At 46.1% G+C, this 14,177-nt stretch carries 15 protein-coding genes and 1 riboswitch; all 15 genes read left to right on the top strand.

The features are described 5' to 3' along the window. Window positions 1–11 precede the first annotated feature (11 nt). The 15 genes from K1I44_RS05920 (at window position 12) to cobM (ending at window position 14,177) form a co-directional block, all read left to right on the top strand. Window positions 12–2,339, top strand: coding sequence for a glycoside hydrolase family 31 protein (locus tag K1I44_RS05920; RefSeq protein WP_219985587.1), 2,328 nt, complete (start codon window positions 12–14; stop codon window positions 2,337–2,339). A 16-nt stretch (window positions 2,340–2,355) separates the two neighbouring features. Next, complete coding sequence (locus tag K1I44_RS05915) at window positions 2,356–3,390, top strand: LacI family DNA-binding transcriptional regulator (RefSeq protein ID WP_003395481.1); 1,035 nt, start codon at window positions 2,356–2,358, stop codon at window positions 3,388–3,390. 85 nt (window positions 3,391–3,475) lie between these two features. Continuing rightward, window positions 3,476–3,656, top strand: a riboswitch (cobalamin riboswitch). A 181-nt stretch (window positions 3,657–3,837) separates the two neighbouring features. After that, complete coding sequence (locus K1I44_RS05910; RefSeq protein WP_219985586.1) at window positions 3,838–4,203, top strand: (2Fe-2S) ferredoxin domain-containing protein; 366 nt, start codon at window positions 3,838–3,840, stop codon at window positions 4,201–4,203. Beyond that, window positions 4,200–4,952 (top strand): energy-coupling factor ABC transporter permease, encoded by a 753-nt coding sequence (locus K1I44_RS05905; RefSeq protein ID WP_219985585.1) that lies wholly within the window; start codon window positions 4,200–4,202, stop codon window positions 4,950–4,952. Before K1I44_RS05910 ends, K1I44_RS05905 begins: the two co-directional genes overlap by 4 nt. Then, on the top strand, window positions 4,949–5,218 hold the full coding sequence (locus tag K1I44_RS05900; RefSeq protein ID WP_004891947.1) for an energy-coupling factor ABC transporter substrate-binding protein: 270 nt from the start codon (window positions 4,949–4,951) through the stop codon (window positions 5,216–5,218). The genes K1I44_RS05905 and K1I44_RS05900 overlap by 4 nt, the downstream gene beginning before the upstream one ends. Beyond that, entirely contained in the window at window positions 5,211–5,921 is a 711-nt protein-coding gene (locus K1I44_RS05895; RefSeq protein WP_219985584.1) for a CbiQ family ECF transporter T component, read from the top strand. Before K1I44_RS05900 ends, K1I44_RS05895 begins: the two co-directional genes overlap by 8 nt. Next, a complete protein-coding gene (locus K1I44_RS05890) occupies window positions 5,905–6,669 on the top strand; it encodes an energy-coupling factor ABC transporter ATP-binding protein (RefSeq protein ID WP_219985583.1) in 765 nt (254 codons plus the stop codon). Before K1I44_RS05895 ends, K1I44_RS05890 begins: the two co-directional genes overlap by 17 nt. A gap of 4 nt (window positions 6,670–6,673) precedes the next feature. Continuing rightward, entirely contained in the window at window positions 6,674–8,182 is a 1,509-nt protein-coding gene (gene cobJ, locus K1I44_RS05885; protein WP_219985582.1) for a precorrin-3B C(17)-methyltransferase, read from the top strand. Window positions 8,183–8,187: 5 nt separating this feature from the next. After that, the gene (locus K1I44_RS05880; protein ID WP_219985581.1) at window positions 8,188–9,009 is read left to right on the top strand and encodes a sirohydrochlorin chelatase; all 822 of its coding nucleotides are present in this window, start codon (window positions 8,188–8,190) and stop codon (window positions 9,007–9,009) included. A gap of 10 nt (window positions 9,010–9,019) precedes the next feature. Then, complete coding sequence (gene cobK / locus K1I44_RS05875) at window positions 9,020–9,796, top strand: precorrin-6A reductase (RefSeq protein WP_219985580.1); 777 nt, start codon at window positions 9,020–9,022, stop codon at window positions 9,794–9,796. Then, window positions 9,797–10,435, top strand: coding sequence for a precorrin-8X methylmutase (locus tag K1I44_RS05870; RefSeq protein ID WP_219985579.1), 639 nt, complete (start codon window positions 9,797–9,799; stop codon window positions 10,433–10,435). After that, window positions 10,432–11,544 carry a cobalt-precorrin-5B (C(1))-methyltransferase gene (locus K1I44_RS05865; RefSeq protein ID WP_219985578.1) on the top strand — a complete coding sequence of 371 codons (1,113 nt, stop codon included), beginning with the start codon at window positions 10,432–10,434 and terminating at the stop codon, window positions 11,542–11,544. The genes K1I44_RS05870 and K1I44_RS05865 overlap by 4 nt, the downstream gene beginning before the upstream one ends. Beyond that, entirely contained in the window at window positions 11,510–12,715 is a 1,206-nt protein-coding gene (gene cbiE, locus K1I44_RS05860) for a precorrin-6y C5,15-methyltransferase (decarboxylating) subunit CbiE (protein ID WP_219985577.1), read from the top strand. The genes K1I44_RS05865 and cbiE overlap by 35 nt, the downstream gene beginning before the upstream one ends. Beyond that, entirely contained in the window at window positions 12,712–13,413 is a 702-nt protein-coding gene (gene cobI / locus K1I44_RS05855) for a precorrin-2 C(20)-methyltransferase (protein WP_219985576.1), read from the top strand. The genes cbiE and cobI overlap by 4 nt, the downstream gene beginning before the upstream one ends. Beyond that, window positions 13,410–14,177, top strand: a complete 768-nt coding sequence (cobM, locus tag K1I44_RS05850; protein WP_219985575.1) for a precorrin-4 C(11)-methyltransferase — start codon at window positions 13,410–13,412, stop codon at window positions 14,175–14,177. Before cobI ends, cobM begins: the two co-directional genes overlap by 4 nt.

Raw genomic sequence — 14,177 nt, 5'->3', positions numbered from 1 at the left:
GGGCGGCATGTATGCTAGAGGATACGAGCTTTGCGATTCGGCCGACAAATGGGACGAATGAAACAGATGTGTGGCAATCGGTTGGCGATGTGCAAAAAATTGAAGAAAAAAAGCAAATCGTTTCATTTACGTGCGAGGGGGCATCGGGTAAAATTTATTTTTATCGCGACGATATCGTTCGGATCACGATCGATCCGTTTGCTCAAAAGTACGCTTCCGTTAGTCCAGCGGTCGTGGCAGCGCCAGAGAAAGTGGCGATGCATGTGCAGGAAGTGGAAAATGGTTGGGAGCTGAAGACGAATGCGTTGACGGTCGTGATCGAACGACGCCCGTTTCGTATAACGGTTTATGATCGAGAAGGGACGGTGCTTGTACGCGATGTCGAGCCGGTTCGTTTTCAAGCGAAAGGACGCATACGCTGTGCGCACGCCCTCGCTCCGACCGATGTCGTGTACGGCTTAGGTGAAAAAACAGGAGTGTTAAATAAACGCGGAGCGGTATGGAAGATGTGGAATACAGATGTGTATGCTCCGCACAATTTAGAAACGGATCCGCTATACCAGTCGCATCCGTATATGATGGTGTTAAAAGACGGACATGCACACGGCGTCTTTTTCGATCATACGTATGAAACGACGTTTGACTTGCGGCATGAATCGTTTTATACGTTCACGTCAGAAGGTGGTGCGCTCGACTATTACGTGTTTGCTGGACCGCATCCAAAAGATGTGTTGACGCAATATACGCATCTCGTTGGCCGCATGCCGCTGCCGCCAAAGTGGGCGCTCGGTTATCATCAGTCGCGTTATAGTTATGAAACGGAACAAGAAGTGCGTGAATTAATTGATACATTTCGCACAAAACATATTCCGCTTGATGCGATATATTTAGATATTCATTATATGGACGAATATCGTGTATTTACGTTCGATCAAAATCGGTTTCCACACCCGAAATCGCTCGTTCAATACGCAAGCGAACAGGGGGTTCGTATCGTTCCAATCGTTGATCCGGGCGTGAAAGTCGATGCAGAGTACGATACGTATCGCGATGGCGTGCAAAAAGATTATTTTTGTAAATATGCAGACGGAACGTTGTTTAAAGGAGACGTTTGGCCAGGGACGAGCGTGTTTCCTGATTTTTTGAAGAAAAAAGTGCGCAAATGGTGGGGAGAACAACATGCGTTTTACACGAGCATCGGCATTGAAGGCATTTGGAACGATATGAATGAGCCGTCTGTGTTTAACGAAACGAAAACGATGGACGATCAAGTCGTTCATGATGGATGGAAAACGCATCGTCAAGTGCATAACATATACGGAATGATGATGACGGAAGCGACGTACAACGGATTGAAAAAGCAACTGAAAGGGAAGCGTCCATTTGTGTTAACGCGCGCCGGTTTTTCAGGCATTCACCGGTATGCTGCCGTGTGGACAGGAGATAACCGTAGCTTTTGGGAACATCTTGAACTATCGTTGCCGATGTGTTTAAATTTAGGATTATCTGCTGTTGCATGTTGTGGAGCGGATGTGGGCGGCTTCGCTCACGATGCTCATGGGGAATTGCTTGTTCGTTGGACGCAAGTCGGCGCTTTTTTCCCATATTTCCGCAATCATTGTGCGATTGGTTTCGCCCGTCAAGAACCGTGGGCGTTCGGTGAAACATATGAACAGATAGTGAAGCGATATATTGAGTTGCGCTACGAGTGGCTTCCACATTTGTACACGTTATGTTTTGAAGCATACCAAACAGGTGTGCCGATGATGCGCCCGCTCATGTTAGAATATCCGGACGATGCTGAGACGTGGAACATATCCGATCAGTTTATGGTTGGCGAACAAGTGATGGTCGCACCGATCGTTCGCCCATATACGAAGCATCGCATCGTTTATTTTCCAGAAGGACGCTGGATCGATTATTGGACGAAAGAGCGATTTGAAGGTGGAAGAAGGTACATCGTTGAAGCGCCGCTCGATCGGTTGCCGATATTTGTAAAAGAAGGGGCGATGATTGCCCACGCCGAAGTAAAACAATCGACGTCCATTGCGGACGAACAGTTGACGTTGTATGTGTATACGATGGAGGAAGGAACATCATCATATACGTTATACGATGATGACGGCACAACGTTTGCGTACGAAAAAGGAGAGTATGTGAACATGCACATTCGTGCGGTATTTTCACACGATACAGTTCATTTTCACGTCGAAGCGGAAGGGACGTATCAACCGCCGTGGCGTATGCGTGTCGTGTTTGTTGGACATGTGCCGTCAACGGTAATAGTCAACGGTGAACAAAGATTTGTCGATGAAGCGACAAACACGTTTGTTTTGTAAGAGATGGGGGATTTTTATGACAGTAACGATTAAAGATGTAGCGAAACGAGCGAACGTGGCACCATCGACCGTTTCGCGCGTCATTGCTGACAGTCCGCGCATTAGTGAAAAGACGAAGAAAAAAGTGCGCGAAGCGATGAAAGAGCTCGGCTATCATCCGAATTTTATCGCCCGCAGTTTAGCAAATAAATCGACGCAAGTGATCGGCTTAATTATGCCAAGCTCAGCCGATAAAGCGTTTCAAAACCCGTTTTTCCCAGAAGTCATTCGCGGCATTAGCAAAGCGGTGCATGATCGACAATATGCGTTGCAGTTGTCGACAGGGGAGACGGAAGCGGAAATTTATGAAGGCGTCGTCCATATGGTGCAAGGAAAACGCGTCGATGGGGTCATTTTGCTGTATTCGCGCGCGAACGATAAAATTATGGCGTATTTACAAAAAGAAGACGTGCCGTTTGTCGTCATCGGTAAACCGCATAAAAAAGCGGAGCAAATTACGCACGTTGATAACGATAACGTTCGCGCCGCGCGCGAGGCGACGGAATATTTAATTGAGCTCGGTCATGAACGCATCGCTTTTGTCGGAGGAAATGTAAATCTCATCGTGACGATGGATCGTTTGCGCGGATATGAAAAAGCATTGAAATCGGCTAGTCTTTCGTATCGAAAAGATTACATCGTGCATGAAGAATTTTTAAAAGAAGGCGGCCAAGAGGCGATGAAAGGGTTGCTTTCATTGAAAGAACCGCCAACTGCGCTCGTTGTCGCCGACGATTTGATGGCGCTCGGTGTGTTAAATACGCTTGCGGAAATGGGGTTAAGCGTACCAGCCGATTTGTCGATCGTGAGCTTTAACAACGTGCTTTTATCAGAAATTTCCCGTCCGCCATTAACATCGGTAGACATTAACATTTTCCAGCTCGGCTTTGAAGCAGCAAGAAATTTAATTCAACAAATCGAAAACCCGAATGAGCCAATTAAACGCATCATTATTCCGCATACGCTCGTCAAACGGTTTTCGTGCGATTATTACAAAGCACCTTCTGAATAGGAAGGTGCTCTTTTTTTATAAACAGGCTAGGCGAGAAGAAAAAAATGGTGTATTATATTCTTAACATTTACGCTCTTTGAAAAATATATACGATGAGCAAGTACGGTGCATACGTCCGTATGCTTAAAAGGGAAGAACGGTGCAAAGCCGTCGCGGTACCCGCCACTGTGATGGGGAGTTTCGTTGCAATATGCCACTGATTTTTGGGAAGGCGCAACGAAATGATGAACCTAAGCCAGGAGACCTGCCTGCTTGCGATACGTCGGCTGCCTACGGGAATATAGGTGGACGTGCGGAGACGATGGAAAGCAACGGTTGTGAATACATGATAAGAAATCGCCATAAGAGATACAACGGTTGTGAATGCATGATTGTTTGAATATTTCGTTTTTTTCTGCACCTCTACCTAGAGGTGCTTTTTTATTTTGGAAAAAAGGGGCGACATATATGGCAACATGGAATTTACAAGGAACGACACATCACGTGCTTATTTGCAACGGAGGAAGCTGCATGAGAAAAGGAGGAGAAGAGGTGACGCAAGCGATTCGCGATGAAATTGATCGGTTGCAGTTACATGGGCGCGTTCATACGACGCGTACACGATGCAACGGTCGCTGCGAAGATGCATGTGTCGTCATCGTTTATCCAGAAGGTGTTTGGTATCGTACGATTGATGAACAAATAGGGAGGGACATTGTACGCAATCATGTACGTGACGGGAACATATTGCGCGATTACGTCACGTATACGTATGAACATACAGAATTTGTTATGCCCGAACATAGCGTTGCGACAAGGGGGAAAGAAAAATGAAGCGAAACGCATGGTGGATCGTTTGTACATGCTTGACTGTCTACGTTTTATTTGCGCTTTCACCTTCAGTATATGCGATGCACATTATGGAAGGATTTTTACCTTGGCATTGGGCGCTCGTTTGGTGGTTGTTATTTTTGCCATTTTTCTTCGTCGGTTTACGGACGATGACGCGCATCGTAAAACAACAGCCGGAAATGAAAATGTTGCTTGCGCTAGCGACCGCATTTACATTCGTTCTTTCCGCTTTAAAAATTCCATCTGTCACAGGAAGCAGCTCGCATCCGACAGGGACAGGCCTCGGTGCGCTGTTATTTGGGCCGTTCGTCATGACGGTCATCGGTACGGCTGTGTTAATGTTTCAAGCATTATTGCTTGCGCATGGTGGATTGACAACGCTCGGTGCAAATGCGTTTTCGATGGCGGTTATCGGTCCGTTTGTAGCGTACGTGTTGTTTGTTGCATGCCAAAAGCTTCGCATTTCGATGCGCCTTTCTGTTTTTGTGGCGGCGATGTTTGCCAATTTAGCTACGTATGTGATGACATCGATACAACTTGCGCTAGCATTTCCAGACGCAACAGGCGGGGTATGGGGGGCGTTCTTAAAGTTTGCTTCTATTTTTGCTGTCACTCAAATACCGCTTGCAATTACCGAAGGGCTTCTGACTGTTGTTGTGTGGAATTTTTTACATACGTACACGAAACAAGAATTAAATATATTGCAACAGAAAGGGGCGTCTGTTGAATGAACAATCGACTATTGCTTTTCCTTGCCGCACTTTTGATCGTTTTGCCGCTCGTCGTTGTAAAACATACGGAGTTTGCTGGGGCGGATGCGCTTGCGGAGGAGATGATTCAACAACTTGCGCCCAATTATGAACCGTGGTTCGATGTGTTTTTTGAACCGCCCGGCGGGGAAGTAGAAACGTTGCTATTTTCATTGCAGGCGGCAATTGGAGCGGGAGTGATTGGCTACATTATCGGCTTGTATAGAGGGCGAAAACGAAATGGTTAGCTGGCTTGACGAATGGGCGTATCGCAATCAGCTTTCGAAACTTCGGGCGACATTTAAACTGACATTTTCATTTATTTTGCTTATATGGGCGATGATTGGAACGAATGCTGGTCGTTTTTTCATTGTTGGATGGATGCTTACTTGGCTTATTGTTTATGCACGCTTACCATGGCATGTTTGTTTGCGTGTTTGTTTGCTTATGGCGCTCGTTATTCTTTGGAGTAGCGCACCGCTCCTTTTTTCACTTGATGGTGCTGTTGTGGACGTTTCATATGTAGGTACGATTTGGTTACGAGCGTTTACATGCTCGCTCGTTCTCTTTTTTCTTGCCGCAACAACGCCATTTTTTCGCTTGGCATGCGCACTACAAACATTGCGCATCCCGCGTGTACTAATAGAGCTTCTATTGTTAACGTATCGTTTCATTTTCATGTTGGAAAAGGCAGCAAGAGAGCTGTTTGTGACGGTGCGCGTGAGACAAGGGGAACGAAATTGGCGGATCGCTTCACTTGCTGTTGCACAATTGTTACGCCACACATTGCATCAATATGAGGCGATGGTCATTGCGCAACGAGCGCGCCACGTCTCTTTTACAGTTCCGCGGTGCACGGACGAGCAATTGCCAAAAAGGTATGTCATTGAAGCATCGCTTGGCATCGTTGTTTTGTTTATCGTGGAGGGGTTATATGCTGCAGTTTCATGATGTTCACTATACGTACCGAAATGGTGCGCACGTCTTAAAAGGAGTATCGCTTACGATCGAACGTGGAAAAAAATATGCATTGATCGGAAAAAACGGTTGTGGAAAAACAACATGGTTGCTTCATACAAACGGCATTTATCGCCCAACAAAAGGGGAGGTGTATTGGGAAGGAAAACGTGTAAAGGAACATTTACGCCAACATGTCGGCGTCGTTTTTCAAAATCCAGAACATCAATTTTTAGCACCAACGATTGAGGAAGAGCTTGCGCTTAGTCTAAACGGGAATAGTGAACGGCTCGAACGAGCGATAAAAACATTTTCGCTTGCTGAATGGCGAGACGTGCCCATTCACCATCTCAGTCTCGGACAAAAAAAGTGGTTGTCGCTCGCTGTTGCGATGGCCTCTCAACCGGAGTTGCTTATTGTCGATGAGCCAGCTGCTTATTTAGATGCTGCACAGAGCGAGCGCCTCATCATGAAACTAAATGAGTGGCACGAAGCAGGCACGACGCTCGTTGTCATCACCCATGATTTTGATTTCGTATGGCAATGGGCAGACGAAGTGTTTGTCATGCATGATGGACGCATCGTTTTGCATGGCACACCTGCGTTTATATTTTCACAAGCGGATATTTTTCACCAGCTTCGTTTGCCGCTTCCTCTTCTTTTACGCATATGGATGAAGGAAAACCGGACTTGTACAGAACAACAACTGTTTGAATGGATCGAACGATGGAAAAAGGGGTGAAAACATGGTGGGAAAATTGTTTGTCGTTGGTTTTGGCCCAGGAAGTGTTGACCATATGACGAAACGGGCGCGTGAAGCGATTGAAGAAAGCGATGTTATCGTTGGTTATAAAACGTATGTCGATTTAATTAAAGACATCATTCGTGGAAAAGAAGTGATTAGCACAGGGATGACGGAAGAAGTGAGTCGAGCACAAGAAGCTGTAAAGCAGGCAGAACGCGGAAAAAACGTCGCTGTCATCTCGAGCGGGGATGCCGGACTGTACGGTATGGCTGGGCTTGTTTATGAGGTGCTAATCGAAAAAGGGTGGCATAAGGAAACAGGAGTTGAAGTGGAAGTCATTCCAGGCATTTCAGCCATTCATTCTTGTGCCGCTTTGTTAGGGGCGCCGATCATGCATGACGCATGCACGATTAGTTTAAGCGACCATTTAACGCCATGGCATGTGATCGCAAAAAGAATTGAAGCGGCAGCTGCGGCAGATTTTGTCATTGCGCTATACAATCCAAAAAGCGGCCGCCGCACGCAACAAATTGTCGAAGCGCAGCGCATTTTATTGACGTATCGTTCGCCACATACACCAGTTGGTCTTGTAAAAAGCGCGTATCGTGAGCGGCAACATGTCGTGTTAACGAATATAGGCGATATGTTAGAGCACGACATCGGCATGTTAACGACAGTCATTATTGGAAACTCCTCTACGTTCGTTCATGACGGTCTTATGATTACACCGCGTGGCTATGAACGGAAATATAACTTATCTAGTGCCGTCCAGCCGTTAAAACCGCACGAGCGATTGTGTCCAGAAGCAGAGCCGTGGGCGTTGACGCATGTGCGCTCACTAGCGGAAGAGGCGTATGCAAAAGTAAATGTAGAACGATTGGAAGTAGCAGTCAGTCCGGGAATTGCAAAGAAAACGTGGGAGCCTGAACAAATGGTGCAACTTGCCCGCATCGTTGGCGAGCAAGGAACGATCACGTATACACCTGATCACTACTTTAAAGTGACGATGGAAACGGATTGCGCAGATGAAGTTGTACGAGCGCTCGTACAAGCTGGGTTGACCGTCGCACCTGTTGGAGATGTGTTTGTCATGAAAGCTTGTGACTTTTGTGATGGGGAGAAAAAAGATGCGATTCCTTATGCAGAGCAGCTATATAAGCAGTTTGGTGGCATGGAGTTGCCAAAGGAATTGCGTGTAGGATTTAACGGATGCGGTATGGCATGTTATGGAGCCGTTCATGAAGATATTGGAATTGTTTATCGCAAAGGGGCGTTTGACTTATTTTTAGGTGGAAAAACGGTAGGAAGAAACGCTCATCCTGGACAGCTTGTTGCTGAAGGCATTCAGCCGAATGACCTCGTTGAAACGATTGCTCGGATCATTGCGCAATACAAAGAAGAAGGATATGCAAACGAACGATTTCATAAGTTTTTTGAACGAAAAAAAGAAGTCGGTGGCTTCGTTTACGGACAGACGAAGAACGTTGAGCCAGCGGCATGTGGGGAGTGATACGTGTGAAAGCAATTTTGTTTGTTGGACATGGGAGCCGTGATGAAGAAGGAAACGAGCAAGTACGGCAGTTTGTTCAAACGATTCGTCCGCACATTGACGCGACGTTTTATGTGCATACATGTTTTTTAGAATTTGGTATTCCGTCTGTAACAGATGGTATCGTCCATTGTGTCGAACGAGGAGCAACGGAAATAATTGTTATCCCTATTATTTTACTTCCCGCTGGACATTCGAAGTTACATATTCCAGCAGCGATTGATGAGGCAAAAGAACGTTATCCGTACGTCTCATTTACGTACGGACGGCCGCTTGGCATCCACGATGCAACGTTTACGATTTTACAAGATCGTTTGAAAGAGGCAGAGATTGTTTTAGATGAGCATACAGCGGTCATTTTGCTTGGGCGCGGAGGGAGTGATCCAGACGCCAATAGTGATTTGTATAAAATTGCCCGTTTGTTTTGGGAGCGAAATAAACAGGTCATTGTTGAACCAGCGTTTATGGGGGTGACGAATCCGTCATTAGATGAGGCAGTCGTAAAATGTGTCAAGCTCGGAGCGAAAAAAATTGTCGTTTTACCTTACTTTTTATTTACAGGTGTGCTCATTAAACGGTTAGAAAAGCGAGTGTTCGAGTTTCAGAGCATATATCCGCACATGTCGTTTGTGCTAGCGCATTATTTTGGATTCCATCCTTCGCTCCAGACGATTGTACTTGATCGGTTACACGAAGCACTTAGCGACTCGGTGCAAATGAATTGCGATACGTGTCAATATCGGCTTCATGTCGCTGAGCATCACCATCATCACCATCACGATCATTGAGGTGAAACACATGATTATGATGTTATCTGGAACGAGTGATGCACGTCAATTGGCGTTAGCGATTCGCGATGTTGGATACGATGTGTTTGCAACAGTTGTGACAGAGCATGCGGCAGAACAAATGGCACATGTTGGATTGCATGCGCATGTCGGGCGTTTAACAGCGCATGAGATGGTTCAGCTTATCCAGCAACATGGAGTGACAGCAATTGTTGATGCGAGCCATCCGTTTGCAGAAGAAGCGTCGCGTCAAGCGATGAAAGCAGCAGAAGAAGCAAATGTCCCGTACCTTCGTTACGAACGAAAAGAAAGCGTCATTACGTACGAGCGCGTCACATTTGTTGATAGCTATGAAGCAGCAGCGGAGTACGCAGCAAATAAAAAAGGCGTTGTGATGCTGACGACTGGTAGTAAAACGTTACACATTTTTGCAGAGAAGTTGCTTTCGCTTCCTGATGTTCGCCTCATTGCCCGTATGTTACCGCGGAAAGACAATATGGAAAAGTGCGAACAATTGGGTTTTCCACAAGAAAATATTATTGCGATGCAAGGTCCGTTTACGAAACAATTAGATATCGCTTTGATGCGACATTTCGGTGTGACGCTTCTTGTGACGAAAGAAAGTGGGCGAGTTGGTTTCGTCGACGAAAAAATTGCTGCGGCGCAAGAGCTTAGTATCGAAACGGTTGTTATTCGCCGCCCAAAACTTGCTTATCCAAACGTGTACAATGAGTTTTCCGACATCATTCGCGCACTTGAGCGCGAGATAAAAAAGGAGGAAAAGTAAATGTTTCGTCCAATAACTGTGCAACCAGAACAAATTGAGCAAAAAAGCTTTCAAATCATTGATGAAGAAATAGGAGAACACTCGTTTACAAACGAACAATATGCGGTTGTTCAGCGCGTCATTCATGCGAGCGCCGATTTTGAATTAGGGAAAAGTCTTTTATTTCATCCGCGAGCGATTGAAGCGGGAGTGGCTGCGATTCGTGCCGGGAAAAAGATCGTGGCTGACGTCCAGATGGTACAAGTAGGGATCAATAAAGCGCGCATTGAAAAATATGGTGGAAGTATCCACGTGTATATTTCTGATGATGATGTCATGAAAGAGGCGAAGCGATTAAACACGACGCGGGCGATTGTTGCGATGCGCAAAGCAGTAAAGGAGGCGGATGGAGGAATATTTGCGATCGGAAATGCGCCGACAGCGCTTCTTGAGCTTATTCGCCTCGTGAAAGAAGGTGAAGCGCGCCCCGGCTTAATTATCGGTCTTCCTGTTGGGTTCGTTTCTGCAGCAGAGTCAAAAGAAGAATTAGCAAAATTAGACGTTCCGTTTATTACGAACATCGGAAGAAAAGGAGGGAGTACAGTTACTGTCGCCGCATTGAACGCCTTGTCTATTTTGGCGGAGCGAGAATCAGTATGAAGAAGGAAAATTTGCGTGAAGGATATACGACCGGAGCGTGTGCAACGGCCGCGACAAAAGCGGCGTTGCTTGCGCTCATTACAGGCATGAAGCAAACGGAAGCAACGATCATGCTTCCAATCGGTCGCGAGGTCACGTTTCCAGTCGCTGCTTGTGAAATACATCCACATGCAGCAAGCGCCACAGTCATAAAAGACGGTGGAGACGACCCTGACGTGACGCACGGTGCTTCGATCGTTGCAACAGTAAGCTGGACGGAAGAGGGTATTCATATTGATGGAGGAGAAGGGGTCGGAAGGGTAACAAAGCCCGGCCTTCCTGTTCCGATTGGGGAGGCAGCGATCAATCCTGTTCCTCGTCAAATGATGACGGACGTTGCTCGGCAATTGCTTACAAAATACGGTGTGACAAGCGGCGTGAGCATCGTCATTTCCGTTCCGAACGGAGAAGAAATGGCGAAAAAAACGTTAAACGGACGGCTCGGAATTATAGGTGGCATTTCTATTTTAGGAACGCGTGGCATCGTCGTTCCGTTCTCTACGTCCGCGTATCGAGCAAGTATTGTACGCGCGCTCGAAGTGGCGGTTGCTTGCGGCTGTGACCACGTTGTTGTCACGACAGGTGGAAGAAGCGAAACATATGCGATGAAGCAATATCCTCATTTGAAAGAAGAAGCATTTATTGAAATGGGCGATTTTGTCGGTTTTACGTTGAAACAGTGCAAACGGCTTGGGATTCAAACGGTGTCACTCGTTGGAATGATGGGCAAGTTTTCAAAAGTGGCGCAAGGGATCATGATGGTACATTCGAAAAGTGCTCCTGTCGATTTTCATTTTTTAGCTCGTATCGCTGAACAATGCGGTGCTCCAACACATATGATTGAAGCTGTTAAACAGGCGAATACAGCGTCACAAGTCGGCGATATAATGTACGAGGCAGGATATATGTCGTTTTTCGATTTGTTATGTGACTATTGTTGCCAACATGCGTTACGCGAAGTAGGTGGAGGAATGACGGTTGAAACGACAATGTATACGCTGAAAGGACAGTTGCTAGGAAAGGCGGTGCGAAACGGTGGAGCGAATGAAATTAATCGGAATAGGAGCTGATGGAACAGATTCTCTTCCTTTGTTGTATGAACGATGGATTCATGAAAGTGAGCGGCTCGTTGGTGGAGAAAGGCAACTATCTTTTTTTCCGCACTACAAAGGGGAAAAAATCGTCATTCGAAGCAACTTATCATCGCTTTTAGCAACACTTGTAAACGAGCCGAAAAAAACGGTCATTTTAGCATCCGGTGATCCGCTATTTTACGGGATCGGTAGTTATTTAGCGAAAAAAGTTCCGATTGAAGTATATCCCTCTGTCAGTTCGCTCCAATGGGCGTTCGCGAAAATGGGAGAAAGTTGGCACGATGCGTACGTCGTTAGTTTGCATGGACGTTCGATGAAAGGGCTTGCTCAGCGCATAGATGGAAAAGAAAAAGTAGCCATTTTAACAGATGAAACGAACGATCCGCGTGCGATTGCTTCATATCTTTTAGAATATGGGATGACAGAATATGAGGCGTTTGTTGGGGAGAACCTTGGGGGAGAAAACGAACGCTGTCGCTTTTTTACGTTGGAAGAGATGAAAGACGCTTCGTTCGCTCCATTAAATATTGTCGTTTTGCGAAGAAAAACAGATGGGACGAAGTGGATGTTTGGGATCGACGATGCTGAATTTTTTCAGCGCAAGCCAGAAAAAGGGTTAATTACGAAAAAAGAAGTGCGCGTACTAAGTGTACAAGCTCTCCGTCTTCATGAAAAAAGCATTGTATGGGACATTGGGACATGCACAGGATCGGTAGCGATTGAAGCGGCAAAAATGGCTCGGGAAGGGGCGGTGTTTGCGATTGAAAAAAATGCTTTAGATATAGAAATATGTCAGAAAAATATGAAAAAATTCCGCGCAGACTTTACACTTGTGCACGGGCGGGCGCCTGAAGGATTAGCGCAATTTCCTGACCCGGATGCGATTTTCATTGGTGGAACGTCAGGAAGTTTACACGACATTATCGATGTATGTTGTACGCGTTTAAAAAAAGGTGGGCGCATCGTCATGAATGCCGTCACAATCGAAACGTTATATGAAGCGACAGAGGCATTGCGAACGCACGGTTACGCTGTCGATATTTTGCTCGCCCAATTTGCACGAAGCAAACCGATTTTACAATTGACACGTTTTGATGCGTTAAATCCGATATACATTATTTCAGCACGAAAGGATGAAAGCGAATGATCGGTACGTTATATGGTATTGGCGTCGGTCCGGGAGACCCGGAGTTGCTGACAGTGAAAGCTTTTCGCCGTCTAAAAGAAGCGCATGTCATCGCCTATCCAAAAAAAGCGAACGGGAGTAAAGGCTACGCCCAACACATTGTTGAAGCGTATTTTTCCAAAACGGAAAAACAGATGATTGGTCTCGTGTTTCCGATGACGAAAGATGAACGTGTGTTGCGAGAAAAGTGGAGTGAAACAGTGGAAACGGTGTGGGCTTACTTACGTGAAGGGAAACATGTCGCATTCGTAACGGAAGGAGACCCGCTCTTATATAGCACATGTATTCATTTTATGCGCACGATGCGAACATATCATCCAAACGTGCCGATGGAAATCATCCCAGGCATTTCATCAATGAATGGGGCAGCAGCTCGCTTGCAGTTGCCGCTAGCTGATGGCGATGAGACAATCGCCATCGTCCCAGCCCGAGATGATTATGACGCGATGAAAAAAGCGTTGCAAAATCACGATTGCGTCGTGTTTTTGAAAGTGGCGAAAGTGATGCCGCTCCTTCTCTCGCTTTTAAAAGAGATGAATTTAATCAATGAAGCGGCGGTTGTAACAAAAGTCACATCCCATGAAGAAGTGATATGGGATGTGACGAAGCTCGAACACACATCTTTACCATATTTGACGTTAATGGTGGTGAGAAAGTGAAAATATACATTGTCGGGGCTGGACCTGGGTCGCCGGAACTCATTACTGTAAAAGGAATGAAATTGTTGCAGCAAGCGGACGCCATCTTTTACACCGATTCGCTTGTCAATGATGAACTGCTTACATATGCAAAAGAAAGCGCGCGCATTTTTTGTACATCGGGTATGCATTTAAAGCAAATGGTTGCCATGATGTGCGAAGAAGTGAAAAACGGACGTATCGTCGTTCGTCTTCACACTGGTGATCCATCCATTTATGGGGCGACGATGGAACAAATCGTACTTTTGCGAAAAGAAGGAATTGACGTTGACATTGTGCCGGGAGTTAGTTCAGTATTTGCTGCCGCCGCTGCGGCACAAGTAGAATTGACCGTACCGAATTTAACGCAAACGGTCATTTTAACGCGAGCAGAAGGAAGAACCCCAGTTCCTGAAAAAGAACAGCTCGCTTCGTTGGCGCAACATCATTGTACAATCGCTCTTTTTTTAAGTGCCACGCTAACGAAAAAAGTGACAGCTGCGTTTCTTGAAGCAGGATGGAGCGAGCATACGCCTGTCGTTGTTGTGTATAAGGCGACGTGGCCGGACGAAAAAATTGTGCGCACAACGGTTGGCATGCTTCATGAAGATATGCAGCGCCACGGCATTCGTCAACATGCCCTTATTTTAGCAGGATGGGCGTTTTCGAATGAACTAGATGAATCGTATCGCTCAAAATTATATGATGAAACATTTACTCACGGATATCGCAAGGGAGGGAAGTGA

Source organism: Anoxybacillus sp. ST4 (assembly GCF_019448545.1).
GTDB classification, from domain to species: Bacteria; Bacillota; Bacilli; order Bacillales; family Anoxybacillaceae; genus Anoxybacillus; species Anoxybacillus pushchinoensis.
Note: the sequence above shows the minus strand (reverse complement) of the source record. Positions and strands in the feature narration are given on the sequence as shown.